The 26,020-nt window shown below is 65.9% G+C and carries 22 protein-coding genes; 12 read left to right on the top strand and 10 right to left on the bottom strand.

Annotation, left to right across the window (positions count from 1 at the left end; genetic code table 11):
- The first annotated feature begins 9 nt into the window (after window positions 1–9).
- Window positions 10–1,767 (top strand): GGDEF domain-containing protein, encoded by a 1,758-nt coding sequence (locus tag GJV18_RS02535; RefSeq protein WP_160343151.1) that lies wholly within the window; start codon window positions 10–12, stop codon window positions 1,765–1,767.
- An 18-nt stretch (window positions 1,768–1,785) separates the two neighbouring features.
- On the opposite strand, the gene GJV18_RS02530 is transcribed toward GJV18_RS02535, so the two are convergent.
- On the bottom strand, window positions 1,786–3,204 hold the full coding sequence (locus GJV18_RS02530; RefSeq protein ID WP_160343150.1) for a DASH family cryptochrome: 1,419 nt from the start codon (window positions 3,202–3,204) through the stop codon (window positions 1,786–1,788).
- Window positions 3,205–3,444: 240 nt separating this feature from the next.
- On the opposite strand from GJV18_RS02530, the gene GJV18_RS02525 reads away from it, so the two are divergent.
- Window positions 3,445–4,035, top strand: coding sequence for a MarC family protein (locus tag GJV18_RS02525; RefSeq protein ID WP_160343149.1), 591 nt, complete (start codon window positions 3,445–3,447; stop codon window positions 4,033–4,035).
- Window positions 4,032–4,817 carry an N-acetylmuramoyl-L-alanine amidase gene (locus GJV18_RS02520; protein WP_178113406.1) on the top strand — a complete coding sequence of 262 codons (786 nt, stop codon included), beginning with the start codon at window positions 4,032–4,034 and terminating at the stop codon, window positions 4,815–4,817. The genes GJV18_RS02525 and GJV18_RS02520 overlap by 4 nt, the downstream gene beginning before the upstream one ends.
- A gap of 12 nt (window positions 4,818–4,829) precedes the next feature.
- Here GJV18_RS02520 and GJV18_RS02515 read toward each other — a convergent pair whose 3' ends face one another.
- Together GJV18_RS02515 and GJV18_RS02510 are read right to left on the bottom strand one after the other, a co-directional pair.
- Window positions 4,830–5,234: a DUF1330 domain-containing protein gene (locus GJV18_RS02515; protein WP_160343148.1), complete on the bottom strand. Its 405-nt coding sequence runs from the start codon at window positions 5,232–5,234 to the stop codon at window positions 4,830–4,832.
- Window positions 5,235–5,300: 66 nt separating this feature from the next.
- A complete protein-coding gene (locus GJV18_RS02510; protein WP_160343147.1) occupies window positions 5,301–7,013 on the bottom strand; it encodes a phosphoethanolamine transferase in 1,713 nt (570 codons plus the stop codon).
- Between the two features lie 145 nt (window positions 7,014–7,158).
- On the opposite strand from GJV18_RS02510, the gene GJV18_RS02505 reads away from it, so the two are divergent.
- The 4 genes from GJV18_RS02505 to GJV18_RS02490 all read left to right on the top strand — a co-directional run bounded on the left by GJV18_RS02505 (window position 7,159) and on the right by GJV18_RS02490 (window position 12,720).
- Window positions 7,159–8,388: a nucleoside recognition domain-containing protein gene (locus tag GJV18_RS02505; RefSeq protein WP_160343146.1), complete on the top strand. Its 1,230-nt coding sequence runs from the start codon at window positions 7,159–7,161 to the stop codon at window positions 8,386–8,388.
- A gap of 331 nt (window positions 8,389–8,719) precedes the next feature.
- Entirely contained in the window at window positions 8,720–9,679 is a 960-nt protein-coding gene (locus tag GJV18_RS02500; protein WP_160343145.1) for an SDR family oxidoreductase, read from the top strand.
- On the top strand, window positions 9,672–11,450 hold the full coding sequence (locus GJV18_RS02495; protein ID WP_160343144.1) for a Vgb family protein: 1,779 nt from the start codon (window positions 9,672–9,674) through the stop codon (window positions 11,448–11,450). Before GJV18_RS02500 ends, GJV18_RS02495 begins: the two co-directional genes overlap by 8 nt.
- A gap of 49 nt (window positions 11,451–11,499) precedes the next feature.
- The gene (locus tag GJV18_RS02490) at window positions 11,500–12,720 is read left to right on the top strand and encodes an MFS transporter (RefSeq protein ID WP_218571956.1); all 1,221 of its coding nucleotides are present in this window, start codon (window positions 11,500–11,502) and stop codon (window positions 12,718–12,720) included.
- Here GJV18_RS02490 and pdxR read toward each other — a convergent pair.
- Window positions 12,717–14,180 carry a MocR-like pyridoxine biosynthesis transcription factor PdxR gene (gene pdxR, locus GJV18_RS02485; RefSeq protein WP_160343143.1) on the bottom strand — a complete coding sequence of 488 codons (1,464 nt, stop codon included), beginning with the start codon at window positions 14,178–14,180 and terminating at the stop codon, window positions 12,717–12,719. The two genes, GJV18_RS02490 and pdxR, sit on opposite strands and share 4 nt — an antisense overlap.
- An 89-nt stretch (window positions 14,181–14,269) precedes the next feature.
- Between pdxR and GJV18_RS02480 the strand changes: the two genes are divergently transcribed.
- Window positions 14,270–14,920, top strand: coding sequence for an FMN-binding negative transcriptional regulator (locus tag GJV18_RS02480; protein WP_160343142.1), 651 nt, complete (start codon window positions 14,270–14,272; stop codon window positions 14,918–14,920).
- Window positions 14,917–15,603 (top strand): GNAT family N-acetyltransferase, encoded by a 687-nt coding sequence (locus GJV18_RS02475; RefSeq protein WP_160343141.1) that lies wholly within the window; start codon window positions 14,917–14,919, stop codon window positions 15,601–15,603. The genes GJV18_RS02480 and GJV18_RS02475 overlap by 4 nt, the downstream gene beginning before the upstream one ends.
- Window positions 15,604–15,641: 38 nt before the next feature.
- Here GJV18_RS02475 and GJV18_RS02470 read toward each other — a convergent pair whose 3' ends face one another.
- Window positions 15,642–16,457, bottom strand: a complete 816-nt coding sequence (locus tag GJV18_RS02470) for a helix-turn-helix domain-containing protein (protein ID WP_160343140.1) — start codon at window positions 16,455–16,457, stop codon at window positions 15,642–15,644.
- A 151-nt stretch (window positions 16,458–16,608) separates the two neighbouring features.
- Here GJV18_RS02470 and GJV18_RS02465 point away from each other — a divergent pair, with 151 nt between their 5' ends.
- From GJV18_RS02465 to GJV18_RS02455, 3 genes are all read left to right on the top strand, one after another.
- Complete coding sequence (locus GJV18_RS02465) at window positions 16,609–18,054, top strand: alanine/glycine:cation symporter family protein (protein WP_160343139.1); 1,446 nt, start codon at window positions 16,609–16,611, stop codon at window positions 18,052–18,054.
- Between the two features lie 78 nt (window positions 18,055–18,132).
- On the top strand, window positions 18,133–19,119 hold the full coding sequence (locus GJV18_RS02460; RefSeq protein WP_160343138.1) for an asparaginase: 987 nt from the start codon (window positions 18,133–18,135) through the stop codon (window positions 19,117–19,119).
- Between the two features lie 58 nt (window positions 19,120–19,177).
- On the top strand, window positions 19,178–19,633 hold the full coding sequence (locus tag GJV18_RS02455) for a GNAT family N-acetyltransferase (protein WP_178113405.1): 456 nt from the start codon (window positions 19,178–19,180) through the stop codon (window positions 19,631–19,633).
- Between the two features lie 259 nt (window positions 19,634–19,892).
- Here GJV18_RS02455 and glsB read toward each other — a convergent pair whose 3' ends face one another.
- The 5 genes from glsB to GJV18_RS02430 all read right to left on the bottom strand — a co-directional run bounded on the left by glsB (window position 19,893) and on the right by GJV18_RS02430 (window position 25,900).
- A complete protein-coding gene (glsB, locus tag GJV18_RS02450) occupies window positions 19,893–20,801 on the bottom strand; it encodes a glutaminase B (protein ID WP_160343137.1) in 909 nt (302 codons plus the stop codon).
- A 224-nt stretch (window positions 20,802–21,025) separates the two neighbouring features.
- Window positions 21,026–21,328, bottom strand: a complete 303-nt coding sequence (locus GJV18_RS02445) for a DUF3240 family protein (RefSeq protein ID WP_160343136.1) — start codon at window positions 21,326–21,328, stop codon at window positions 21,026–21,028.
- 1 nt (window position 21,329) lies between these two features.
- A complete protein-coding gene (locus tag GJV18_RS02440; RefSeq protein ID WP_160343135.1) occupies window positions 21,330–22,271 on the bottom strand; it encodes a sodium-dependent bicarbonate transport family permease in 942 nt (313 codons plus the stop codon).
- Window positions 22,272–22,653: 382 nt separating this feature from the next.
- Entirely contained in the window at window positions 22,654–24,468 is a 1,815-nt protein-coding gene (gene oadA, locus GJV18_RS02435) for a sodium-extruding oxaloacetate decarboxylase subunit alpha (RefSeq protein ID WP_160343134.1), read from the bottom strand.
- Window positions 24,469–24,484: 16 nt separating this feature from the next.
- Window positions 24,485–25,900, bottom strand: coding sequence for an acetyl-CoA carboxylase biotin carboxylase subunit (locus GJV18_RS02430; RefSeq protein WP_160343133.1), 1,416 nt, complete (start codon window positions 25,898–25,900; stop codon window positions 24,485–24,487).
- Window positions 25,901–26,020 lie beyond the last annotated feature (120 nt).

Here is a 26,020-nt window from a genome sequence, read left to right as displayed (position 1 = left end):
AAGTACGCCATGAGCGATGATGCCCAGCGCTGGAAAAGCAAATACCTGGAAAGCCTGGAACAGCAGGAACGACTCGAAGGTCGCTGGAATGAGCGCCTCGACCTGTTGCGCCGCAGCCTGGTACGCAGTTCCCTGGCCGCCGAGGGCAGCGACAAGGCGGTCGACCAGTGCATGCAGGAGCTGCGCGACATTCTGCGCCGCGACGATATCGATGAGGGCCTGGGCAAGCTGCTGCCGCGCCTGGAAAAGGCGGTGCTCAACTCCGAGCAGCGGCGCCAGGAACGCAGCGAACAAAGCCTAGGCGGGTTACTCCAGCTGACCGAACAGCTGCTGAACCTCGACCCACCACAGGACGTGCGCAAGGCCCTCAAGCATTTCATCCGGGATATCGAAGAACGCGCGGGCCAGCCTGGCCAACTGAGCGCCTTGCTGACCGATCTGGGGCGCCTGCAGCAGCAGACCCTCAGCAGCCTGGCCAGTCATGAAGCGGTCCGCCCGGGCCTGTTGCAACGCCTGTTCGGCGGCCAGGCCAACGCGCCCCAGACCAGCGCCGCACCTGCACCATCATCCCAGGCAGAGTCGGACAGTCCACTCGACGAGCAACAGCTGACCAGTTCCCCTCCACCCAGCACGGCCCCGACGACACCGACGCAAGCCAGCAATAGCCCTGCCCCCAGCGCCGCCGACCCGGACTACGCCCTGCCCGAGCTGCCGGAACCGGGCTACAGCGCCGTGGCCGAACATATCAACGCAAGCCTGCTGGGCCTGCTCGACGAACTGGAGCTGCCGACCCACCACCTGCCCCAGGGTGAAGCCCTGCGCCAGCGCTTGCAGGGCGGCCTGAACTGGTACGAACTGGTGGTGGTGCTGGACGATCTGGCGGTGCTGATTCTCGCCGTCACCGACAGCGGCCAACGTGAGTTCGCCAGCTACCTCAAGCAGCTCAACGAGCGCCTGGCCTCCTTTATCGGCACCCTGAGCGAAGCCCACGAGGGCTACAGCGAATCCATCGAAAGCGCGCGCAGCTTCAATCAGGAACTGCGCGAGCAGGTCAGCGGCCTGCAGGCCAGCGTGCAGACCGCAGTCGACCTGGACAGCCTCAAGCAGGCCCTGGAAGCGCGCCTGGACGGCCTGCTCGACACCGTCAGCGAGCACCAGAAGCTGCGCGACGGGCGCGAGGAGGAAGTGAGCCAGCGCCTGCAGGCCCTGACCCTCAAGGTGGCGGAGATGGAACAGGAAGCCCAGAGCTTCCGCGACCACCTGGAAGAACAGCGGCAAAAGGCCCTGATCGACCCGCTCACCGGCCTGGCCAACCGCGCCGGCTGGAGCGAACGCCTGGAACTGGAGGTGGCGCGCTGGAAACGCTACGGCGGCGAACTGCTGCTGGCAGTGCTGGATATCGACCACTTCAAGCGGATCAACGACGATTATGGCCACCTGGCCGGCGACAAGGTGCTGAAAATCATTGCCGGGGAGCTGAACAAGCGCCTGCGCAAGACCGACTTCATTGCCCGTTTTGGCGGCGAGGAATTCGTCCTGCTGATCCCCTCCACTCCCCTGGATGGCGGTCTGCAACTGCTGCAGACCCTGCGCGAAGGCATCGAGCAGTGCCCCTTCCACTTCCGCAACCAGCGCGTGACCATCACCATCTCGGCCGGACTCACCGCCTTCGCCCCGGAGGAAAGCCCGGATCAGGTCTTCGAGCGGGCCGACCAGGCCCTGTATCGGGCCAAGAACGGCGGGCGCAATCGAGTCGAGCTGGGCTGATCGCCGTTCAGGGCCGCATCAGGCCACATGCTCCAGATAAGGCTTCCAGCTTTCGGGTATCTGCTCCAGCTTCGGATAGTCGAGGCTGCGCAAATGTCCGCCGGCCATCAGGAACGGTGTGTGCCGCAACGCCTGCGGTACCTCGCGCAACTCCGGCAGCCAGAGGCTGACATAGGCCGCCTGGGGGTCGTACTCGCGGGCCTGACGCAGGGTGTTGAATACCCGCTTCTGCCGGGGGTCGTTGCCGACGCCGGCGAGGTAAGCCCAGTTGCCCCAGTTGCTGGCCGCCTCGTAGTCGATCAGGTGCGCCTCGAACCAGGCCGCGCCATGGCGCCAATCCTGTTGCAGATCGTTGATCAGGTAGCTGGCGGCGATCTGCCGAGCGCGGTTGGAGATAAAGCCGGTGGCCGCCAGCTCGCGCATCGCGGCATCCACCATGGGCATGCCGGTGCGTCCCTGACACCACCGGGTAAAACGCTGATCCACCTGCTGCGAGGCGCCGGCCGTGGCCTGCAGCCCGCCACTGCGAAACAGCGCGCTGCCATGGCGCACCAGGGTCCAGCGGAAAAAGTCGCGCCAGAGCAGTTCCAGCCACAACCAGTAGGTGGAATCGTTGCGCTGGTACTGCGCTTCATGGCGGCGCAACTCGGCCACCACCCGGCGCGGTGACAGGCTGCCATTGGCCAACCAGGGGGAGAACTTGGAGGAATATTCGGTGCCGATCAGACCATTGCGGGTGTCCTTGTACTGACGCACGCCCTGGGTCGTCCACAGGTAGTCACGCACCCGCGCCAGACCGGCCGGCTCACCACCGGAGAAGGGAAAGGCACTGGCGGCTACCTGCATCGGTTCACCCAGGCCCAGCTGCGACAGGCTGGGGATAGGCTGCAGCAGAGCCTCGGCGCCATCGGGCAAGGGCGGCACATGCTCCGGGGCACGGCGCGGCTGGAACACCTGCAGGCGTTCCTCCACCTGGGTGCGGAACTGACTGAACACCACCGGCAACTGTTCCAGGGCACAAGGCAATTCGCCGCGCTGCAGCAGGTTGTTGCCCGGCAGCTGCTGCAGGGGCACATCCACCAGCGCCCTGGCCACACGGCCGATCTGCGCCCGCTCCTGGGGGGCGATCTCCTCCAGGGTCAACACCTGCTGCAGGTCGAGCTTGCTCACCAGCTCGGGAATCACCTGCTCGGGCGACCCGGACAACACCAGCAAAGCCGAGCCGCGCCGGCGCAAGCCGCTGTCCAGGGCCGCCAGGCTTTCCAGCAAGAACCGCGCTCGGTGCACACCCAGGCGCGTCATGCCGAATTCATTGCTCTCGAACAGGGCAGGATCCAGAACATAGACGGGCAACAGCTGCCGGGCACTCAGGCCCGCCTGCAAGGCCGGGTGATCATCCAGCCGTAAGTCCTGTTTGAACCAGAGCAAGGTGCGCATAGTGGCCGCCTCTAAACCGTACAAAAGCTGTACAACAAATATGACCTGTACAGTCTAATCCTAGCAGCTTTGCAGCCTGATGTTCTGTCAGCCGACCAACGTTGAGCTTTGTTGATTCAAAGGTACTGCGCTTGCAATCCGCCTGGAATGTACAAGTTTCGTCCAAGGCTTGGTCTGCACAATCCAGCAGCAAGAATCGAACGACCGACTTAGACTATGCACATTCCCAAGGAGTGCAGCATGGACATCTTCGGCATCGCCGTTCTGATCTTTCTGGTCACCGACCCCTTCGGCAATATCGCCATCTACCTCGCCGCCCTGAAAAATGTCGCGGCCAAACGCCGCCTCTGGGTGGCCGGCCGCGAGCTGCTGTTCGCCCTGGCCCTGTTGCTGCTGTTCCTCACCTTTGGCGACAAGGCCCTCAGCGCCCTGGGCCTGTCGCGGGAAGCCATCGCCATCGCCGGCGGCATCATCCTGTTCGTGATCGCCATGCGCATGATCTTTCCCGGCCCCCAGGGCCTGCTCGGTGATACCCCCGACGGCGAGCCGATGCTGGTGCCCCTGGCCACCCCGGCGGTGGCCGGCCCCTCGGCCCTGGCGGTGCTGATGACCCTGCGCAATACCCATCAGGGCCCGCTGTGGGAGCTTTACGCCGCGGTGCTGCTGGCCTGGGCAGCGACCGCCTTTATCCTCTTGCAGGCCTCCTTCCTGCAGCGCTTCCTCGGCCCCCGCGGGCTGACCGCGGTGGAGCGCCTGATGGGCATGCTGCTGATCATGCTCAGCGTCGACATGCTGCTGGATAACCTGCAAAGCGTGCTGCATATCGAATGATCAGACTTCTTCTCCTATCCCTGTTGCTGGCACTGCTGGCCGGCTGTGCCAGCGGCCCGAGCATCAATACCCAGTACCAGGCCCAGGGCCAGAACAGCCGGGTGCAGTACATCATCCTGCACTACACCTCCACCGACCTGGCCCACTCCCTGGAGTTGCTGACCCGGGGCGAGGTGAGCAGCCATTACCTGATCGCGGAGAACCCGGCGACCGTTTACCGCCTGGTGGACGAGGACCGTCGCGCCTGGCATGCCGGTGTCAGCCAGTGGCAGGGGCGTACCTGGCTCAACGGCACCAGCATCGGTATCGAACTGGTCAACCAGGGTTTCTATGACGGGCCCAAGGGGCGTTACTGGCAGCCTTTCGCCCCGGCGCAGATCGAGGCGCTGATTGTGTTGCTCAAGGACATTATGCAGCGCCATGAGCTGGCACCGGGCAGCATCCTCGCCCACAGCGATGTGGCGCCGCAGCGCAAGGTCGATCCGGGCCCGCTGTTTCCCTGGCAGCGCCTGGCCGAGGAAGGCCTGATTCCCTGGCCGGAAGCCGGCGCGGTGGCGCGCCAGCAGGCCCTGTTCGAGGCGCAGTTGCCGGATGTGGCCTGGTTCCAGCAGCAACTGGCCGAACACGGCTACGAGGTGCCGAACCATGGCCAGCTGGATCAGGCCACGCGCAACGTGATCGCCGCCTTCCAGATGAAATACCGCCAGGCCAACTACGACGGCGAGCCGGACAGCGAAACCGCCGCCCTGCTCTGGGTGCTGAACAATAGCGCCAGCCGCTGATTGACCAGGCAGCTAGCGCGGCAGGCTGGCGATCAGCCGCGAGTCCACCAGAGCTGCCGTACGGTGCACAGTGGCGGCCTGGTACTCGGGATCGGCGAGCATGCCGAGAAAGGCCTCCCTGGACGGGTAGCGCACCAGCAGCAGCTCGTCCCAGCACTCCTCGGCCGGCGCGATCAGGGCCAGTTGCACGGCAGCCAGCACCTGCACCTCGCCTCCTACCCCGCGCACCTTGGCCAGGGCGGTGCGACTGTAACGGGCGTAGGCTTCACGGCCAGTGCAGGGCGCCTCGCCACTGTCGCTCGGGTAGGCGGCCTGCTCGCGATAACGCAACAGGTTGAGCATCAGGATCGGGATATTGCTCGGTACGTTGGCAGCGAAGGCGGCCAGTTGCTCGCGGCTCGGGTTGATACTGGACATGACGGGTTCCCATGGATGGCATCGACACTCAGCCTCTGCCATGTCCATGAGCCCTGCAAGCTTCATTCACTGAATGGATGGCCCAGATGCGGCGGGTAGATCCTTGAGCCAGCGACTCAGCAATACCGGCTCGTCGTAGCGGAGCCCCTCCGGGGCTTCGACCACGCGTTTGATCATGTTGTCACCAAACAGCTGCTTGCCCTGGATAAAGTGCTCACCCACCTGCTGATTGGGGTTGCTAACCTGCCAGCCGAGCCGCTGCGCCAGCCAGATCCCGGCTTCGTAGTGGCTGACCCAGCGCTCGTCGGCCAGGCTCTTCAGGCTGGATGCATCGCCCTCGCGGGCCAGCACCAGTATGGGTACTTCGGCCACCTCGGGCAGTAGGTCGTTGTGCCCCCAGCGCCCCTGCTCGCCGAGCAACTGGCCGTGGTCGCCGGTAATCAGCAGGTAGCGTTCGCCTTCCAGCTGCTCGAACTGCTCGATGATCTCGGCCAGTACATCATCCAGATAGCCCACGGCGTTGTCATAGGCATTGGCCTGGCGTTGCTCGCGGGGCAGTTGGCGCGCGGTGGGCCATAGAGGCAAGGGCTCAGGATGTTGGTCGTAGTTTTCTTCATAGGGCAGGTGCGCCGTGCGCAGGTTGAGCACCACAAAATTGCGCTCGGCCCATTCCTGACGTGCCAACAGGTCCACCAGGGCATGGTCGTGACGCTTGAAAAAGAGCAGCGGATGATCCTCGCGAGTGATGGAGACATCCAGGTGACGGCTACCCAGATGGCTAAGCAACTTGGACTCCTGAGCCGACAGCCAGTGAGTCCGGAAGCCCGCCTCGCGAGCCAGAGAAAAGAGGTTGTGTGGCTGGCTGCGCAGCAGCTCGGCCTGACCCGGCTCGCGGATCAGGTTGAGCAGGTTGGGCAGACTGACGGCTGTAGAGACCCCGGCCGCGATGCCGGGACGGGCCAGCAACTGCCCTTGCTCGGCCAGACGATTGAGGTTGGGTGTGGTATTGCGTTCATAGCCCAGGACACCCAGACGATCCGTGCGCAGTGAATCAGCCACCACCAGCCAGACATGACGCGCTTCGCTGGGCTGCTGTTTCAGTACATAGGGCAGGAAGGGCGCTGGCGGCAGTGCATCTGCAGGACGAAAGGCCAGGCGCACGGCGTAAAAGGCAAAGGCGTTGAAGCTGTTGTGCAGACCACTACGGGTCGGCCCCGGCATAAAGGAGCTGAGATCACGGTAGGTGGCGCGATAGGGCTTGGCGCCCAGCACCAGGATGATGATCAGCAGCGCCCAGCGGCTGCGTGGTAGATCCATACGCGACGGTACCCAGCGATGCAGCGTGATCAGCGCGGCGTAAGGCAACAGCACCGCGAGCAGCACATGCCAGTGGTCGGCAAAGCTGTGCCAGCCGGTTTCCCGCACCTCGGCAAAATCGCTGAACAGGCTGGCAATATCGGGCCCGCTCAGAGGCTCGCCAAAAAAGGAGATATGGCTGAGCTGAATCAGCTGCATGCCGCCCAACAGCACCAGCAGGGCGGTGACCAGCCTGGGCATGGCCACCAGCCACAAGGCCAGGCTGAACAGCCAGACCACCACTACAAAACGCAGCTCCAGCTCGGCCTGGTTGGCAGCAGTGAACAGCTGCTGGATGAAGTCGTCTGCCATCAGCAGCAGGCTGCTCAGGGTCGTGAGCGCCATTAGCCGCAGAATACGCTGGCGTGTATCGGATGACGGGTTGAAGGGATTCAGGGTGAAGGACGCAAGGGATAGGGACATACCTGACTGCTCGACTCGGTTTTGGGCGATGCTAGAGACTCAGGACCAACAAGGTAAGTTCCCGCGCTGTAAAAGAGTATGTCAGGCCCCGCCAAGTGTTTATCCTGCACGGCATCGGATTGACCATTGCGGGGGATAGGGAGCAATGCTGAACGGCCTGTGGCTGGGATTTTTCGTGGTGGCGGCAGTGGCTGCCCTGGCACGCTGGCTGCTGGGGGGCGACCCTGCCGTGTTCGGCGCCATGGTGGAAAGCCTGTTCGCCATGGCCAAGCTGTCGGTGGAGGTCATGGTGGTGCTGTTCGGCACCCTGACCCTGTGGCTGGGCCTGCTGCGCATCGCCGAACAGGCCGGCCTGGTGAACCTGCTCGGGCGTCTGCTGGGCCCGCTGTTCGCCCGCCTGATGCCGGAGGTCCCGCGCGGTCACCCGGCCCTCGGCCTGATCACCATGAACTTCGCTGCCAACGGCCTGGGCCTGGACAACGCCGCCACCCCCATCGGCCTCAAGGCCATGCGCGCCCTGCAGGAGCTCAACCCCATCCCCACGATGGCGAGCAATGCGCAGATTCTCTTTCTTGTGCTCAACACCTCGTCCCTGACCCTGCTGCCGGTGTCGATATTCATGTACCGGGTGCAGCAGGGCGCCGAGGACCCGACCCTGGTGTTTCTGCCAATCCTGCTGGCCACCAGCGCCTCGACCCTGGCCGGCCTGCTGGCGGTCGCCCTGGTCCAGCGTCTGCGTCTGAGGGACCCGGTGGTGCTGGCCTATCTGGTGCCCGGCGCGCTGCTCTTGGGCGGCTTTATGGCGCTGCTTGCCGGCCTTAGCGTCACAGCCCTCGGTGCGCTGTCCTCGCTGCTCGGCAACCTCACTCTGTTTGGCCTGATCCTGCTGTTTCTGCTGGTGGGCGCCGCGCGCCGGGTGCCGGTGTACGAGAGCTTTATCGACGGCGCCAAGGAAGGCTTCGACGTGGCCAAGAATCTGCTGCCCTATCTGGTGGCCATGCTCTGCGCCATCGGTGTGCTGCGCGCCTCGGGCGCCCTGGATTTCGGCCTGGACGGGGTGCGCTGGCTGATCGAGGCCCTGGGCTGGGACACGCGCTTTATCGACGCCCTGCCCACCGCACTGATGAAGCCCTTCTCCGGCAGCGCGGCGCGGGCCATGCTAATCGAAACCATGCAGAACTTCGGCGTGGACAGCTTCCCCGCCCTGCTCGCCGCCACCGTACAGGGCAGCACGGAAACCACTTTCTACGTGCTGGCGGTGTACTTCGGCGCGGTGGGCATCCAGCGCGCCCGCCATGCCGTGGGCTGTGCCCTGGTGGCCGACCTGGCCGGGATACTGGCCGCCATTGCCGTGTGCTACTGGTTCTTTGGCTGACAGCCACACCGGGCGCCTTGGCGCGTAGGGTGGACATGGCAAAGCCATGTCCACCACTGCCGGCCTGCATGACGGACAAGCCTGGCGGCATTCCTGCCCCACGCCTGATCGATCGCCACCTGGCACCTTAGGTCAGACTCTTTGGCAGCCCTTGCCACAGCCTGCCGGCGCGCCAGGGCCTAGGCTTGCCACATGGTGGTTGCTGCGCCATGGGCTGAAACACTGGGTAGGCTGCGCCGTGCGCACCACAGGTCAAACTGCGCGGTGCGCGCAGCGCACCCTGCCAATCCGCGGCCAGCAACCTGTGAATGCTTTGTGCCCGGAGTTCCCCATGCGTGTCCTGATTACCGGAGCGGCCGGCTTTATCGGTCGCCAACTGCTCGATCAACTGGCTGTCCAGCATCCGGACTGGAGCCTGATCGCCAGCGATATCCGCCCCCTGAACCGCGCCGGCCTGCCGAGCAATGTCGAGCCCGTGCAGCTGGACATGGGCCAGCCCCTGGCCGTGCAGCAGTGCGTGGCGCACTGGCAGCCCCAGGCCATCGTCCACCTGGCGTCGGTGGTCACCCCGCCGCCGGGCATGAGCGCGGCGCAGCTGCACGCCATCGACGTGGGCGGCACCCGGGCTCTGGTCGAGGCGGCAGCGCGCGCGGGCGTCGAGCAGCTGATCGTCACCAGCTCCGGCGCCGCCTATGGCTACCACGCCGAGAATGCCGAGTGGCTGGACGAGCAGCAGCCGCTGCGCGGCCATCCGCACTTCGCCTATGCCAAGCACAAGCGCGAGGTGGAGGAGTTGCTGAGCGCGGCGCGGCAGCAGCATCCGCAGCTGGGCCAGCTGATCCTGCGTCCCGGCACCGTGCTCGGCAAACGGGTCGATAACCAGATCACCGACATGTTCAAGAAGCCCCGGGTGTTGGGCATTCGCGGCCGCGACAGCCGCTTCGTGTTTATCTGGGATCAGGACGTGGTCAGCATCATCATCCGTGGCCTGGAGCGACGCGCCTGCGGCATCTACAACCTGGCCGGCGACGGCGCCCTGAGCCTGCGCGAGATCGCCGGGATTCTCGGCAAGCCCTACCTGCCCCTGCCCGCCGGCCTGATCCGTGGCCTGCTGGCCGTGCTCAAGCCCCTGCGCCTGTCCCAGTACGGCCCCGAGCAGGTGGACTTTCTGCGCTACCGCCCGGTGCTGGCCAACCAGCGGCTCAAGCAGGAGTTCGGCTATACGCCGCGCTACAGCAGCCGCGAAGCCTTTATCGCCTTTCTCGACGCCCAGGGGATGCAGCATGCGTAACACCCTTCTCAGCCTCACCCTGCTCGCCGTCAGCCTGCCGGCAGGCGCCCTGCAACTGCAGATCAGCGACGCAGGCGGCCAGCCCCTGGCGCAGGCCATGGTCAGCCTCAAGGCCGAACGGCCCTGGCGCGCCGCCGGTGACGACAACGGCTACCCGCGTGAACGCAGCGAGCAGCGCATCAGCCCGGAGATCACCGGCTTCAGCGGCGCCGACGGGCGCCTGCAGATCGACTACGCCGAGCCGGTCAGCCTCAACCTGCGGGTGCGCGTACCCGGCTACCGTGACCTGCAACAGAACGGCGTGGCCCACGACGCCGTGCTGACCCTGCGCCTGCAGGCGGAAACCGACCCGGCCGCCCTGGCCGCCCAGCAGCCAGCCAACGCCTGGTTCGCCGCCCTCGACTTCGGCGGCGACGAGGCCCTGCGCAAGACCGCCCTGGAGCAGTGCGGCTTCTGCCACCAGCAGGGCAGCTTCTTTATGCGCCGCGAGCGCAGCCTGGAGGAATGGCAGCAGGTGCTGGAGCGCATGATCGCCTACGGCGCGCGCCCGGCCAGCAAGCTGGAACAGCCGCTGCTGGAGGTGTTCCACAAGGGCTATGCCGATCTGCGCCAGAACCCGCACAAGGTGCCCCGGGCCAAGCCCTGGGAGGACCACCTGAGCAGCAGCCGGATTGTCGAATGGCCCCTGGGTGATGCCTTCTCGCAGATGCACGACCTGCTGCTGCATTCCAACGGCAAGGTCTATGTCGGCGACAACCTGCAGGACCGCCTGTGGGAGATCGACCCGCGCACCGGTCAGGCCGTGGTCTACAAGACCCCGGTGGATAAGGGCGACGAGATCGGCGGGCTGTTCAGCGGCCGCCTGAAGACCTACCCCAAGCTGGAAACCACCGCCGGCATCCACTCCTTCGCCGAATCGCCGAAGGACGGCCATATCTTTATCACCCCCTCGCTGCAGCGCCGCCTGTTCGAGTTCGACCCGGCCAGCAAGACCTTTACCACCCACTATTTCGACCAGGGCCTGTACCCGCACACGGTGCGGATCGACGCCCAGGACCGGGTCTGGTTCACCCTGGCGCTGTCCAATCAGGTGGCGCGCTTCGACCGGGCCAGCGGCGAGTTCCGCCTGTATGACCTGCCTGCGCGCAGCACCAAGGAGTCCATCGGCCTGGCCCTCAACGGCGTGGTGCGCAGGCTGATGAACTGGGGCCTGCCGATGCACTGGCTGCCGGTGGACGAGCGGGTCAGCGGCATGCCCATGCCCTATGGCATCGATATCGCCCCGGACGGCAAGGTCTGGTTCGCCCGCCTGCATGCCGACTCCATCGGCGTGATCGACCCGGCCGACGACAGCGTGCAGGTGATCGACACACCGTTCCAGGCGCCGCGACGCATGCGCGTGGATGCCGTGGGCGACCTGTGGATCAGCGCCTTCCCCGAGGGCAAGATCGTGCGCTATCGCCCCGCCGACGGCAGCTTTACCGACTTCCCCCTGCCCAGCGCGATCAATGACGTGGAAACCCCCTACTCGCTGAATGTCGACCGCCAGCGCCAGCAGGTCTGGGTCAACGGCACCAGCTCCGACACCCTGCTGCGCCTGGATATTGCCAGCGGCGAATGGCGCACCTACCCGCTGCCGCGCAAGGTCAGCTTTACCCGGGATGTGGAGATCGCCGCCGATGGCAGCATCTACACCAGCAACAGCGCCTTCCCCAGCTGGCAGATCGAAGACGGCCAGCCGACCCTGATCCGCCTGATTCCCGGCGAGTGATGGCAGCTTCGGCGGGTGCCCTGCGCCCGCCTGCCTTGTGGAGATTGCCGTGCCCGTCTACAGCCGCTGGGATCTGATCCGCTTCTTTATCGCCTGCCTGGCCGGCTTTCTCGCCGGGCACCTGACCAACTACACGGTGATCCTCTACGCCCAGGATGTCTGGGGCCGCGATGCCCTGGCCGGCGCCGGCTTCGCCCTGTGCTTCGGCGTGCCGCTGCTGCTGGGCTGGCCGGCCGGGGCCTGGTGCGACCAGCATTCGCCGCAGCGCATCGCCCAGCTGGCCCATGGCGCCTTCGCCCTGGCCCTGCTGGCGCTGGCCGCCGCCCACCGCTTCAACCAGTTTGGCGTGCCGCTGTACCTGCTCGGCGCCAGCTGCGCCGGGGTCGGCTGGGCCCTGCTGGCGCCGGCGCGCATGGCCCTGCTCGGTCGCCTGGCCGGCGCCGAGCAGGCCCGCCTGGCGGTGCTGTTCAATGCCCTGGTAATGCTCGGTTTTGGCCTGGCCCCGCTGCTGCTGGCCCTGGCCCGCCTGCAGGGCGGCTGGGAAGCGGTGCACGGCCTGGGCCTGGGCCTGTTTACCCTGGCCGCGCTGTTACTGCTGGGCCTGCGGGTGCCGGCCCTGGGCGGCGACGGCCATGTGCTGCAGCGCATCCGCCAGGGCCTGGGCTATGCCCTCGGCACCCCGCTGCTGGCCCAGGCGCTGCTCAGCGCCGTACTGATCTACCTGGCCATGGGGCCGATCCAGGTGATGCTGCCGCGCTTCGCCCAGCAGCACCTGCTGCTCGGTGAACTGGGCCGCGGCCTGTTTCTCGGCGCCCTGGCCCTGGCCCTGCTGCTGGGCGGCGCCCTGGCTTTGCCCCTGGCGCGGCGCTTCGGCCAGGGCCGGGTGCTGCTGGCCTGCGCCCTAGTCAGCGGTCTGGCTTTAAGTGCCCTGGGCGCCCAGAGCAGCCTGGCTGGCGCCTTGCTCTGCCTGGGCCTGAACGGCATGGGCGCCGGGATTGCGGTCAGCCTGATCGTCGCCCTGCTGCAGCAGGAAAGTGAAGCGCGGCTGCGCGGGCGCCTGCTCAGCCTCTACACCATCACCAGCCAGGTGGTGCCGGCCGCCGGCGGTCTGGGCGCCGGCCTGCTGCTGGAACAGCTGCCGGCCGACCAGGCCCTGCTCCTGTGCGGCGCCCTGCTCAGCCTGCTGTTCAGCCTGGCCGCCTGGCGCCTGGGGCGGTTAAGGGCCTATCGGCCGGCGTTGCCCGCTGCAGGTCTGGATATGGCCAGCTAAAGGCCCCAGGCTTGGCGCAGCGCCTGCAATGCCTCGGCGATACGCGCCTCCGGCACTGCGGCAAAGCCCAGCACCAAGCCGGCACGCTGGTCTTCCGGCTCGGCGCTATCGGCCAGCCAGTAGCCGCTCAGGGCATTCAACTCCACCCCCACCTCGGCCGCAGCGGCGATCAGCTCGCGTTCACGGGCCAGGCTGGTCACCCGCACGCACAGGTGCAGACCGGCCTCCACCGTCGGCAAGGGCGCGCAGCCCGGAATATTCTGCGGCCAACCGGCCAGCAGGGCATCGCGGCGACTGCGGGCGGCGCTGCGCATACGGCGGATATGTCGCTGAAAGTGGCCGGCGGCGATAAATTCGGCCATCACCGCCTGGCTGCCGATCTCCGAGTGGCGCATATCCAGGGCACGGCGGCGGGCGAAGGACTCAACCAGGGCCGGCGGCAACACCAGGTAGCCCAGGCGCAGCGCCGGGAAGGCGATCTTGCAGAAGGTGCCGACATAGAGCACCCGGCCCTGGCGGTCGAGGGCGGCCAGCGGGGCCAGGGGCGTTCCGCTGTAGCGGTACTCGCCATCGTAGTCGTCCTCGACTATCCAGCCGTCGTGGCCCTCGGCCCAGTCCAGCAGCTCCAGGCGCCGCGCCAGCGACAGAGTGACTCCGGTTGGATACTGGTGCGAGGGCGTGACATAGGCCAGGCGGCAATCCCCGGCACGCTCCAGCGCCGCGGTGTCCAGTCCCTCGCCATCCACCGGGATCCCCTGCAACTGCGCGCCGGCCACGGCGAAGGCATGGCCGGCGGCGCGATAGCCGGGGTTCTCGATGGCCACCCGATCGCCTGGCTCGACCAGCAATTGCGCACACAGGCTGATGGCCTGCTGGGCGCCGCAGGTCACCAGGATCTGCGCCGGATCGCAGTGCAGGCCGCGGCTGTTGCGCAGGTAGGCGGCGATCAGCTCGCGCAGCTGGGCGTCGCCGGCCGGATCGCCATAGCCCAGGCGCGCCGCCGAGGGCTTGCGCCAGAAGCGCGCGCTGAGCCGCGCCCAGGTCTCGAAGGGAAACAGGTCGAAGGCCGGCACGCCGACGCGAAAGGCCCGCGGCGCGCCCTCCAGCGGCTCGGGCAGATGGTGCCGCTGCAGGCGCTGCATGGCCGGGCGAACGGGTGTGGTGCCCACGGCGGCAGGCGCGCGCACCACCGCGGCCAGCTCGGCGACATAGGTGCCGGCACCGACACGGCCCTGCACATAACCCTCGGCATACAGCTGGTCGAAGGCGCGGGTCACGCTATTGCGGGAGATGCCCAGCAGTACGGCGAGGTCGCGGCTGGCCGGCAGGCGGGTGCCACCCACCAGGCGGCCATCGAGAATGCGCTCGCGCAGGGCCTGATACAGCTGGCGCGCCAGACCCTGGGCCGGGTCGAGGCGGATGCCGGAGAGGTCGACGGGAAGCGGCGTGGACAGCGGCATGGATTGGCCCCATGAAAGTCGCAAGAAGTGGATCTTACAACAGGCCAATCTTCTGCCTAGCATGGCCCCACCAGTTCAGGAGCCTACCCATGTACACACCCGCCGCCTTTCGCCAGGACGACCTCGGCGAGTTGCACCGGCAGATACTCGCCTGCCGCCTGGCCACCGTGGTCAGCCAGGGCCCGAGCGGCCTGCAGGCCAGCCATCTGCCGCTGCTGCTGGAGCCAGGCGAAGGCCAGTTCGGCACCCTCTACGGTCACTTCGCCCGGACCAACCCGCAGTGGCGCGACCTGGCCGAAGGTGCCGAGGCGCTGGTGATCTTCCAGGGCCCGGAGGCCTATATCAGCCCCAGTTGGTACCCAGCCAAGGCCGAGCACGGCAAGGTGGTGCCGACCTGGAACTATATCGCCGTGCATGCCCAGGGCCGCGCCGAGGTGTTCGAGGATGGCAAGCGCCTGCTGCAACTGGTCAGTCGCCTGAGCGATCACCATGAGGCCGGCCGCGCCCAGCCCTGGGCCGTCAACGAGGCACCGCGCGAATACCTCGACGCCATGCTGCGCGCCATCGTCGGCTTCGCCCTGCCCATCGAGCACCTACAGGGCAAATGGAAACTCGGGCAGAACCGCAGCGCCGCCGACCAGGCCGGCGTGCGCGCAGGCCTGGCCGCCAGCCTCGATCCCCGCGACCGCGAACTGGCCGCGCGGATATCCGCCGATCACTCAGCCGAGGCAGCCCCATGAATCCACGCCCCCTGACCGACTGGCAGCCCTGCCCGCTGCCGCAACACCAGCCCCTGGCTGGCCGCTTTGTGCGCCTGGAGCCGCTGGATGGCACGCGCCATGGCGATGACCTGTGGCTGGCCCTGCAGGGGCCGGGCAGTGATCCGGCGCTGTGGGACTATCTGCCCTATGGCCCCTTCGCCAGTCGCGAAACCTTCGACGCCTGGCTGACCGGCAATGCGCAAAGCTGCGACCCGCTGTTCTTTGGCGTGATCGACCTGGCCAGCCAGCGCGCAGTGGGTCTGCTGAGCTATCTGCGGATCACCCCCGGGGACGGCTGCATCGAAATCGGTCATATCGCCTTCGGCGCCGCCATGCAGCGCACCCCGGGCGCCACCGAGGCGGTCTGGCTGCTGGCCCGGCACGCCTTCGACGACCTCGGCTACCGCCGCCTGGAATGGAAGTGCAACGCCCTCAACGCCCGCTCGATGCGCGCCGCCGAGCGCCTGGGCTTCGTGTATGAGGGGCTGTTTCGTCAGCATATGCTGGTCAAGGGACAAAACCGCGACACCGCCTGGTTCGCCATGATCGACGGCGAATGGCCCGCGCGCCGCGCCGCCTTCGAACGCTGGCTGGCGGCGGATAACTTCGACGCTACGGGCCGCCAGCTGCGGCGCCTGGAGCAGCTGCGCAAAGGGCTCTAGACAGAGGACTGGTGGTGCGCACGGCGCACCCTACGGGGTTATTCGATTTCGAATAGACCGTGGCGGATCTGCGCGCCGGCCAGGCGCTGGCGGATATCGGCGTCGATGCGCGGATCGTCCGGGCTGTAGAGCATCACCTGGCGGTAGGCATTGACCCGGTTGATCTCCGTGCCCAGGTACTCCCACACCACGCGGGTGCAGGCCGGAGTGCGCAGGTCGCCGCTGGACACGCCGGTCTTGATGCCATTGAGGCGGGTGATACGACTCTTGTAGCTGGGGATCAGGATGGTCTGGCTCATCTCGTTGCCGGTCAGCGACTCGTAGTCCACCAGAAACAGCCGGTCCTGCAGGTAGAAGGCCGCGCCCAGGTAGCGGCAGCGCACCCAGTCCTCGGCCTTGCCCGTATCGGCGCGGGACGGCTCCTGGCGCTCCTGACGCTCGAACAGGTAGCTGCCGCGCTCCTCGCGCAGCTGCACCAGCGACAGCAGGATCTGCCCAGGCACCGACATGCAGTTGGAGTATTCGAAGTAGTAGCCGCAGTAACGCTCCAGGCTGCGCGAGTGTTCGCCCAGGGGCTGGAACAGCTCCAGCAGCGGGTCGACCCGGGGCCGCGCACCCTGGCCACTGCGGGCGCCGATCAGCTCGGCGAACTGCTCCTGCGGCAGGCTCAGCTCATAGGCTTCGACCCCGAAGAAATCGCAGATGCGCTTGAGGTTATGCGCCGTGGGCCGGCTCTGCCCGGCCAGGTAGCGATTGAACTGGGCGCGGTTGATCGACAGCGTGCGACAGACCTCGGCAATCGAGCGGTAGTGACTGCACAGCAGCTTGAGGTTGGGGCCGAAGTGATCGGACATATGACCATTCCAATTGACGCGGGTGACGCGATTCTAGCATCAACTCGCGCCAACTCGCCGCGACCTGCGAAATTGTCCGACCGGGCGCCTTGGCCAACTATTCGCCCCCCGCATTAATTCCTACCAGAACAACAAGAGAGACTCGCCTGCCATGCTCGATATTCTCAATGACCTGATCTGGAGCAAGCTGCTGATCGTGATGCTGATCGGCCTTGGTCTGTACTTCACCCTCGCCTCGCGTTTCGTCCAGTTCCGCTACTTCGGCCGCATGTTCCGCATCTTCAGCGAAGCCTTCCAGCGCCAGCCCGGCCAGCTCAGCTCGTTCCAGGCGCTGATGCTGTCGGTGGCCGGCCGCGTCGGCGCCGGCAATATCGCCGGGGTGTCGGTGGCCATCATGCTCGGTGGGCCCGGCGCGATCTTCTGGATGTGGATCGTGGCCCTGGTCGGCATGGCCACCAGCTACTTCGAGTGCTCCCTGGCCCAGCTGTACAAGCGCCGCGAGGCGGATGGCACTTACCGTGGCGGCCCGGCCTTCTACATCCAGCACGGCCTCGGCCAGCGCTGGCTGGGCATCGTGGTGTCGATCCTGCTGCTGGTGACCTTCGGCTTCGGCTTCAACGCCGTGCAGTCCTACACCGTGGCCACTTCGCTGCATGACACCTTCGGCCTGCCGACCCTGGTCAGCGGCCTGGCACTCACCGCCGTGATCGGCCTGATCATCTTCGGCGGCATCCAGCGCATCGCCAAGTTCGCCGACGTGCTGGTGCCGGTGATGGCCTTCTCCTATATCGCCATGGCCATCTTCGTCATCGGCAGCAATGTCGAGGCCATCCCGGCCACCTTCGCCCTGATCTTCAACAGCGCCTTCGGCCTGGAGCCGGCCTTTGCCGGTGGTATCGGCGCGGCCATCATCATGGGCGTCAAGCGCGGCCTGTTCTCCAACGAAGCGGGCCTGGGCAGCGCGCCCAACGTCGCCGCGGTGGCCGAGGTCAAGCACCCGGTGGCCCAGGGCATCGTGCAGTCGCTCAGCGTGTTTATCGACACCCTGATCCTGTGCAGCTGCACCGCCCTGATCATCCTGCTGTCGGGCGTCTACCAGCCGGGCACCGAGATGGCCGGCGTGGTCCTGACCCAGACCGCCGTGGCCAGCGTGGTCGGCGAGTGGGGCCGGGTGTTTATCAGCCTGGCGTTGCTGCTGTTCGTCTTCACCACCCTGATCTACAACTACTACCTGGGTGAAAACGCCTTGGGCTTCTTCAGCCAGAAGCGCGGCCCGGTGGTGGTCTACCGCCTGCTGGTGGTGGCCCTGGTGCTGTGGGGGTCGGTGCAGGATCTGGGCACGGTGTTCGCCTTTGCCGACGTGACCATGGGCCTGCTGGCCATCGCCAACCTCATCGCCCTGGCCCTGCTGTTCAAGGTCGGCCTGCGCCTGATGCGCGACTATGACAGCCAGATCAAGGCCGGGGTCGAGTCGCCGGTGCTGGACGCCAAGCAGTTCGCCGATCTGGATCTGGACCCGGCTGTCTGGGGCAGCCAGAACAGCCAGCCGGCCGAGCTGGATCGCGCGGAAATCGGCAACAGCGTCTATCAGCGGTAAGCTGCTGGCTATTGCCGTGAAGCAGGGGGCCTAGGCTCCCTGTTTTTTTAATAAGAACAATCAATCGAGACTTTTCCCATGGGTTGCACAAAACTCCTGGTGCTCTACACCGGCGGCACCATCGGCATGCAGGCCAGCGCCAACGGCCTGGCGCCGGCGTCCGGCTTCGAAGCGCGCCTGCGCGCCCGCCAGGCCGAGGAAAACCGGACGCTGCCGGAGTGGATCTTTCGCGAACTGCTGCCGCCGATCGACAGCGCCAATATGAACCAGCACAACTGGCTGGCCATGGTCGCGGCCATTCGCGCCGGCATCGAGCAGGACGGCTGCGACGCCGTGCTGCTGCTGCACGGCACCGACACCCTGGCCTACAGCGCCGCCGCCCTGAGCTTTCTCCTGCTGGGCCTGCCGGTACCTGTGGTGCTGACCGGTTCCATGCTGCCGGCAGGAAGCCCGGGCAGCGACGCCTGGGGCAATCTGTTCGGCGCAATGACCGCGCTGCAGGGTGGCCTCGAACCCGGTGTGCGCCTGTACTTCAACGGCAAGCTGCTGCACGGCGCCCGGGTCAGCAAGCTGCGCAGCGATGCCTTCGACGCCTTCCATGAACTGCCGCGCCAGCGCCAAGGCCAGCGCGCCGAGCAGATCCCCCTGCAGATCGATTACTGCCAGAGCCGGCAGCCGGTCAATCTGGCGGCGCTACCGCTCTACCCCGGCATCCAGGCCGCCCAGGTGCGCGCCCTGCTCGACAGCGGCGTGCAGGGCCTGCTGCTGGAGTGCTACGGCAGCGGAACGGGGCCGGCGGACGATGCCGAATTGCTGGGCGCACTCAAGGCCGCCCACGATCGAGGAGTCGTGCTGGCCGCCATCAGCCAGTGTCCCCATGGCCATATCGACTTCGGCGTATATGCCGCCGGCAGCGCCCTGGCCAGTGCCGGCCTGGTCAGCGGCGGCGGCATGACCCGCGAGGCGGCCCTGGGCAAGCTGTTCGCCTTGCTCGGTGCCGGCCTGAGCCAGGCCGAGGTGGAACGCTGGTTTGCCCTGGACCTGTGTGGCGAACGTGCCGATTGAAGCCTGCGCCTTTGCAGCTAGGCTGTAGGGGTCAGCCACTTAACAGAGGAGAACTGTCATGCCCGTGCGCATTCCCGTCGAGATACGCCCGATCACGAATGCCGACCACGCCGCCTGGCTGCCACTGTGGCAGGGCTATCAGCGTTTCTATATGACCGAGATTGACGCCGCCACCAGCGACACCACCTGGCAGCGCTTTCTCGACCCGGCCGAGCCGATGCACGCCGCCCTGGCCTGGCACGAAGGCCAGGCCATCGGCCTGGTGCACTGGATCTACCATCGCTCGACCTGGACGGTGGGTGACTACTGCTACCTGCAGGACCTGTTTATCGCCAAGGACGTGCGCAGCAGCGGCGCCGGCCGCCAACTGATCGAGCATGTCTACCAGGCCGCCCGCGCCCACGGCTGCTCACGCACCTACTGGCTGACCCACGAGAGCAACAGCCGCGCCATGCTGCTCTACGAGCGCATCGCCGAACGCTCGGGCTTTATCCAGTACCGCAAGCTGTTTTAAGCGGCGGGCGGTTATCGATCCACCTAATGTCACGGTGGATGTAAAAAGCGACATCCACCCTACGATCGCGCCGCATTTAGAACATGGATCAGCAGGCTTCCGTAGGGTGGATGGCGCTGTATCCATCCACCAAATGCCACGGTGGTCGTAAAGAGCACCATCTACGGCCAACTCAAGCCCGTAGGGTGGATCGCGCCTTATCGATCCACCGGATGCCAGGGTGGATTTAAAGCGCGATATCCACCCCAGGCCCCGACCGCTAGAACACCGACCAGCCAATCCGCTCGCTCAGCAGCTCCAGGGCCTTGATCCCGGCCAGGGAGTTGCCGGCGGCATTCAGCTCCGGTGACCACACACACACGCTGAAACGACCCGGCACCACCGCGACGATACCGCCGCCCACGCCGCTCTTGCCGGGCAAACCAACGCGGTAGGCGAAGTTGCCGGCCTCGTCGTACAGGCCGCTGGTGGCCATGATGGCGTTCACCTGCTTGGTCTGGCGTGGCGACAGGATCTGCTCGCCGCTGTGCTTGCAGTAGCCCTGGTTGGCCAGAAAGCAGAAGGCCCGGGCCAGGTCGACGCAGCTCATGCGCAGGGCGCAGCAGCTGAAGTAGCTGCGCAGCACCGCCTCCACCTCGTTATGGAAATTGCCGAAGGACTGCATCAGGTAGGCCGCCGCCGCATTGCGCGCACGGTGCTGGTACTCGGACTCGGCCACCCGGTTATCCACCAGCACCTCGGGGTTGCCGGCCAGGCGGCGGACAAAGTCGCGCATCGACAGTGCCGGGGCGGCGAAGCGCGACTGGTTGATATCACAGATCACCAGGGCGCCGGCATTGATAAAGGGATTGCGCGGCCGCCCACGCTCGAACTCCAGCTGCACCAGGGAATTGAACGGCTGCCCGGAGGGCTCATGGCCCAGGCGCTGCCAGATGGCCTCGCCGCTATGGCCGATGGCCTGCACCAGGCTGAACACCTTGGAAATGCTCTGGATGGAAAAGGCCGTGCGCGCATCGCCGGCGCAGAACAGCTGGCCGTCATTGCTGTACACCGCAATGCCCAGCTGACTGCCCGACACAGTGGCCAGGGCGGGGATATAGTCGGCCACCTTGCCCTGACCGAGCAGTGGGCGGACTTCATCGAGGATTTCATTCAACAGCGCTTGCATGCTCAGGCTCGCCACAAGGTCCGAGCGCGCCTCGGACGATGGCAGGTAGACGCCAACGCGGCACAGCGGATCACACCGCAATGGCTTCCCGGATGCCTTGGCAGCTAGATTCTCTGTCAACGAGCCGTAGGGTGGATGACGCTTTATCCATCCACCAAATTGCGACGGTGGATGAGAAAAGCGTCATCCACCCTACAAATCCCTGGCGTAGCGGAAGGTGCCTGTTAGAACTTTTCCGGGCGTAGCACTTCCACCTGAGCCAGGTAGCAGACCATGGCGAAGTTGGCGTAGTAGCGCGCCTGCAGATGCTCGGCGATGCGTTCGGCCAGATCGCGAGCGCAGATGATCTCCACGCGGATATTGCCCTCGGTGTCCCAGCCGGCGCTGCGCACGCCACGGCCACCACGACCACGGGCGTCGGAGATGGTCCAGCCGGGGGCGCCGAGCTGCTCCAGATCGGTGACCAGTTTCTTCTCCAGCGCTGCCTCGCAGATCACGGTCAGCAGGGTGCGGGTATGTGCGTCCATTTCAGAGCCCCCAGGCGATCAGTTGCTCGGCCAACAGCAGGTACAGCGGTATGCCGATCAGGATATTGAAGGGAAAGGTGATGCCCAGCGAGGCGGTCAGCGACAGCGACGGATTGGCCTCGGGCAGGGCCAGGCGCATGGCCGCCGGCACGGCGATATAGGACGCCGAGGCGGCCAGGGTGGCCAGTACCGCCGTGCCGCCCAGGCTCAGGCCCATAAAGCGCGCCAGCAACGCCCCCACTAGGGCGCCCACCAGCGGCATCAGCAGGGCAAACCCGAGCAGGCGCAGGCCGAACTGCCGGAGCGCACCGAGCTGACCGGAGGCGATCAGGCCCATCTCCAGTAGGAAGAACGCCAGTACCGGCTTGAACATGCTGGTGTACAACGGCTCCAGAGGCTTGATGCCCTCCTTGCCGGCAATCGCGCCAATCACCAGGCCACCGAGCAGCAGCATGATGCTCTTGCCGAGGAAGATTTCCCGGCCCAGCTCGCGCCAGTCGGTGTCCCGGGCCATGCCCTTGGCCAGCAGGATGCCGACCAGGATCGCCGGAATCTCCAGAATGGCCACGAACAGCGGCATATAGCTCTCGAACTCGATGCCCTTGGCCAGCATATAGGCCACCACCACGGCGAAGGTACCGGCGCTGACCGAACCATAGTGGGCCGCTACCGCCGCGGCGTTGATCCGATCGAAGCCCAGGCCGCGCAGCACGGCGAAGGCCAGCACCGGCAGGGCCACGCCCAGGCCCAGCACCAGCACCGACTGGCCGAGCAGCTGCCAGCTGCCCTGCTCGGCCAGCTCCACCCCGCCATGCAGACCGATAGCCAGCAGCAGGATGATCGACAGCGTTTCATACAGCGCCGGCGGCAGCTTCAGCTCGCTTTTCAGCAAACCGGCGGTCAGGCCGAAGACGAAGAACAGCACCACCGGATCCAGACCCACCGCGCACCTCCCCTGCTATTGGTTTCACCATAGACGCCCGCCGCGTCACATGGCCGTGAAGAAAAGGTTATGCCCCCAGCCCAGGCTGTGCTGAAACCCGGACCGTGCACCCTGCACACCAGCGGGGGGAGCTGGCGTATCAGGCTGCGCGGGGCATAACCGGAAAAAAGGGAGCCTTGCGGCTCCCAAGGGACTCAACCCATTACAGCGGGCTATTGCCACTGCGTCTGCAGGGTGCGCCATGCGCACCGCTGCTTCCTCGCCTGGGTTGGTGTGCACGGCGCACCCTACGGAGATGCGCGCGGCGCACGCCGCCCATCAATAAAAAAGAAGCCCCGGCAATCTGTTCAAATGCCTGTTCAACCAGCCCGGGGCTTCGAGGTTAACCTTCGATTTCCACCAGCACGTCACCGGGATTGACCCGGTCGCCCTTGGCCACATGCACCGCTTTGACCGTACCGGCAATTGGCGCCTGCACTTCGCTTTCCATCTTCATCGCTTCGCTGATCAGCACCGCCTGACCGGCCTTGACCACATCGCCGACCTTGACCAGCACCTCGACGATATTGCCCGGCATGCTGGTGCTGACATCCCCCGGCGCGCTGGCCTGCTTGCGCTTGCTGCCGCTACCGGCGACAAAGTCATTCAGCGGCTCGAACACCACCTCTTCCGGCATGCCGTCGATGGACAGGTAGAAGTGGCGCTTGCCGTCGCTCTTCACGCCGACCCCGGTGATATCCACGCGGTAGCTCTCGCCATGCACATCCACCACGAACTCGGTGGGCACACCCTCGCCACCGGCCGGGGCCACGCCACCGGCTTCGGGAATGGGCAGCAGGGCCTCGGGCTTCAGATTGCCGGCGGCGCGCTCTTCGAGGAACTTGCGCCCGATATCGGGGAACATGGCGTAGGTCAGCACATCCTCTTCGCAGGCGGCCAGGGCACCGATCTCTTCACGCAGCTTGGCCATTTCCGATTTGAGCAGGTCGGCCGGGCGCACTTCGATGACTTCTTCGCTGCCGATCGCCTGCTTGCGCAGCTGCTCGTTGACCTTGCCCGGCGCCAGGCCATAGCGGCCCTGCAGGTACAGCTTCACCTCGTTGGTGATGGTCTTGTAGCGCTCGCCGGCCAGCACGTTGAACACCGCCTGGGTGCCGACGATCTGCGAGGTGGGCGTGACCAGGGGCGGGAAGCCGAGGTCTTCACGCACCCGCGGGATCTCGGCGAACACTTCGTTGATGCGGTTGAGCGCGCCCTGCTCCTTGAGCTGGTTGGCCAGGTTGGACATCATCCCGCCCGGCACCTGATTGATCTGCACGCGGGTATCCACCGCGGTGAATTCGCTCTCGAACTGGTGGTACTTCTTGCGCACGGCGTGGAAGTACAGGCCGATCTCCTGCAGCAGGGCCAGGTCCAGGCCGGTGTCGAAGGGCGTGCCGCGCAGCGCCGCGACCATCGACTCGGTACCCGGGTGGCTGGTGCCCCAGGCGAAGCTGGAGATGGCCGTATCGATATGGTCGGCGCCGGCTTCGATGGCCTTGAGCTGACACATGGCGCCAAGCCCTGCGGTGTCGTGGCTGTGCACAAATACCGGCAGGTCGACTTCGGCCTTGAGGGCCTGAACCAGCTCGAAGGCGGAATAGGGGGTGAGCAGGCCGGCCATGTCCTTGATGGCGATCGAATCGATGCCCATGGCCTGCATGGCGCGGGCCTGCTCGACATAGGCCTTGACCGTATGCACCGGGCTGGTGGTGTAGGCGAGGGTGCCCTGGGCATGCTTGCCGGCGGCCTTGACCGCCTCGATGGCCACGCGCAGGTTACGCACATCATTCATCGCATCGAAAATGCGGAACACGTCGATGCCATTGACCGCCGCCTTGGCCACAAAGGCGCGCACCACATCGTCGCTGTAATGGCGGTAGCCAAGCAGGTTCTGCCCACGCAGGAGCATCTGCAGGCGGGTATTGGGCAGCGCCGCCTTCAGCTTGCGCAGGCGCTCCCAGGGGTCTTCCTTGAGAAAGCGCACACAGGCGTCGAAGGTCGCGCCGCCCCAGACTTCCAGGGACCAGTAGCCGACCTGATCGAGCTTGGGACAGATCGGCAGCATGTCGTCCAGGCGCATGCGCGTGGCGATGATCGACTGGTGGGCATCGCGCAGGATGGTATCGGTGACGGTGATTTTCTTGGGCTTGCTCATGGTCTGATTCCTTCCCCTACAGGCCGGCGTGGGCGGCGATGGCGGTGGCGATGGCGATGGCCAGGTGCGACGGGTTGCGCTTGATCGAGTAATCCAGCAGCTCCGGGTGGCTGTCGACGAAACTGGTGTTGAACTGGCCGCTGCGGAACTCCGGGTTGCGCAGGATTTCCTGGTAGTAGGGCGCGGTGGTCTTGACCCCCTGCACGCGCATGTCATCCAGGGCGCGCAGGCCGCGGTCCAGGGCCTCCTCCCAGGTCAGCGCCCAGACGATCAGTTTCAGGCACATGGAGTCGTAGTAGGGCGGAATGCTGTAGCCGGTGTAGATCGCCGTATCAGTGCGCACACCGGGGCCGCCGGGGGCGTAGTAGCGGGTGATCTTGCCGAAGCTGGGCAGGAAGTTGTTCTTCGGGTCCTCGGCGTTGATACGGAACTGCAGGGCAAAGCCGCGGTGGATGATGTCGCTCTGCTGCACCGACAGCGGCAAGCCGCTGGCGATGCGGATCTGCTCGCGGACGATATCCAGCCCGGTGATTTCCTCGGTGATGGTGTGCTCCACCTGCACCCGGGTGTTCATCTCCATGAAGTACACCTCGCCTTCGGCGAGCAGGAACTCCACGGTGCCGGCGTTCTCGTAGCCCACCGCTTTCGCCGCGCGCACCGACAGATCACCGATATAGGCGCGCTGCTCGGGGGTCAGCTGGGGGCTGGGGGCGATCTCGATCAGCTTCTGGTTGCGCCGCTGGATCGAGCAGTCGCGCTCGAACAGGTGCACGGTGTTGCCGAAGCTGTCGGCGAGAATCTGCGCCTCGATATGCTTGGGATTGACGATGCACTTTTCCAGAAAGACTTCCGCACTGCCGAAGGCCTTGGTCGCCTCGGAGATCACCCGCGGAAACGCCTGCTCCAGCTCCTCGCGCGAGTTGCAGCGACGGATGCCACGGCCGCCACCGCCGCTGGTGGCCTTGAGCATCACCGGGTAGCCGATACGCTCCGCCTCGCGCAGAGCCTCGGCGATATCCGCGACATTGCCTTCGGTGCCCGGCGTCACCGGCACACCGGCCTTGATCATGCTGCGCCGCGCCTCGGTCTTGTCGCCCATACGGCGAATCACTTCGGCCGACGGGCCAATAAACTTGATCCCACGTTCGGCGCAGATCTCTGCCAGTTCGGCGTTTTCCGAGAGAAAGCCATAGCCCGGATGCAGGGCGTCGCAGCCGGTTTCCACCGCCAGGTTGACCAGCTTGCGCGGGTTCAGATAACCGGCCAGGGGATCATCACCCACGCTGTGGGCCTCGTCGGCACGCTTGACGTGCAGGGCATGGCGATCGGCTTCGGCATACACCGCCACCGAGCGAATTCCCATCTCGGCACAGGCGCGCACGATGCGCACGGCGATCTCACCGCGGTTGGCAATCAGGATTTTCTTGATCACGGGCCAGCTCCCTCCGCTCAACGGGCAACCGCGCCAGGGCGTGCGGTCATGTCTTCACGCTACGCCTGGTAGCTGAATAACAAAAATTAATCTTTATTAGATTGAGCATTAGTAAAAGCT

The sequence above is a fragment of the Pseudomonas xionganensis genome (genome assembly GCF_009763245.1).
GTDB classification, from domain to species: Bacteria; Pseudomonadota; Gammaproteobacteria; order Pseudomonadales; family Pseudomonadaceae; genus Aquipseudomonas; species Aquipseudomonas xionganensis.
This window is presented reverse-complemented; position numbering and strand designations above follow the sequence as displayed.

Coding starts and splice junctions, on each gene's coding strand:
- GJV18_RS02510 (WP_160343147.1), bottom strand. CDS start 7,013: ATGTCCCTATCCCTTGCGTCCTTCACCCTGAATCCCTTCAACCCGTCA.
- glsB (WP_160343137.1), bottom strand. CDS start 20,801: ATGCAAGCGCTGTTGAATGAAATCCTCGATGAAGTCCGCCCACTGCTC.
- GJV18_RS02525 (WP_160343149.1), top strand. CDS start 3,445: ATGGACATCTTCGGCATCGCCGTTCTGATCTTTCTGGTCACCGACCCC.
- oadA (WP_160343134.1), bottom strand. CDS start 24,468: ATGAGCAAGCCCAAGAAAATCACCGTCACCGATACCATCCTGCGCGAT.
- GJV18_RS02505 (WP_160343146.1), top strand. CDS start 7,159: ATGCTGAACGGCCTGTGGCTGGGATTTTTCGTGGTGGCGGCAGTGGCT.
- GJV18_RS02530 (WP_160343150.1), bottom strand. CDS start 3,204: ATGCGCACCTTGCTCTGGTTCAAACAGGACTTACGGCTGGATGATCAC.
- GJV18_RS02455 (WP_178113405.1), top strand. CDS start 19,178: ATGCCCGTGCGCATTCCCGTCGAGATACGCCCGATCACGAATGCCGAC.
- GJV18_RS02465 (WP_160343139.1), top strand. CDS start 16,609: ATGCTCGATATTCTCAATGACCTGATCTGGAGCAAGCTGCTGATCGTG.
- GJV18_RS02495 (WP_160343144.1), top strand. CDS start 9,672: ATGCGTAACACCCTTCTCAGCCTCACCCTGCTCGCCGTCAGCCTGCCG.
- GJV18_RS02470 (WP_160343140.1), bottom strand. CDS start 16,457: ATGTCCGATCACTTCGGCCCCAACCTCAAGCTGCTGTGCAGTCACTAC.
- GJV18_RS02520 (WP_178113406.1), top strand. CDS start 4,032: ATGATCAGACTTCTTCTCCTATCCCTGTTGCTGGCACTGCTGGCCGGC.
- pdxR (WP_160343143.1), bottom strand. CDS start 14,180: ATGCCGCTGTCCACGCCGCTTCCCGTCGACCTCTCCGGCATCCGCCTC.
- GJV18_RS02480 (WP_160343142.1), top strand. CDS start 14,270: ATGTACACACCCGCCGCCTTTCGCCAGGACGACCTCGGCGAGTTGCAC.
- GJV18_RS02475 (WP_160343141.1), top strand. CDS start 14,917: ATGAATCCACGCCCCCTGACCGACTGGCAGCCCTGCCCGCTGCCGCAA.
- GJV18_RS02445 (WP_160343136.1), bottom strand. CDS start 21,328: ATGGACGCACATACCCGCACCCTGCTGACCGTGATCTGCGAGGCAGCG.
- GJV18_RS02500 (WP_160343145.1), top strand. CDS start 8,720: ATGCGTGTCCTGATTACCGGAGCGGCCGGCTTTATCGGTCGCCAACTG.
- GJV18_RS02460 (WP_160343138.1), top strand. CDS start 18,133: ATGGGTTGCACAAAACTCCTGGTGCTCTACACCGGCGGCACCATCGGC.
- GJV18_RS02515 (WP_160343148.1), bottom strand. CDS start 5,234: ATGTCCAGTATCAACCCGAGCCGCGAGCAACTGGCCGCCTTCGCTGCC.
- GJV18_RS02535 (WP_160343151.1), top strand. CDS start 10: ATGAGCGATGATGCCCAGCGCTGGAAAAGCAAATACCTGGAAAGCCTG.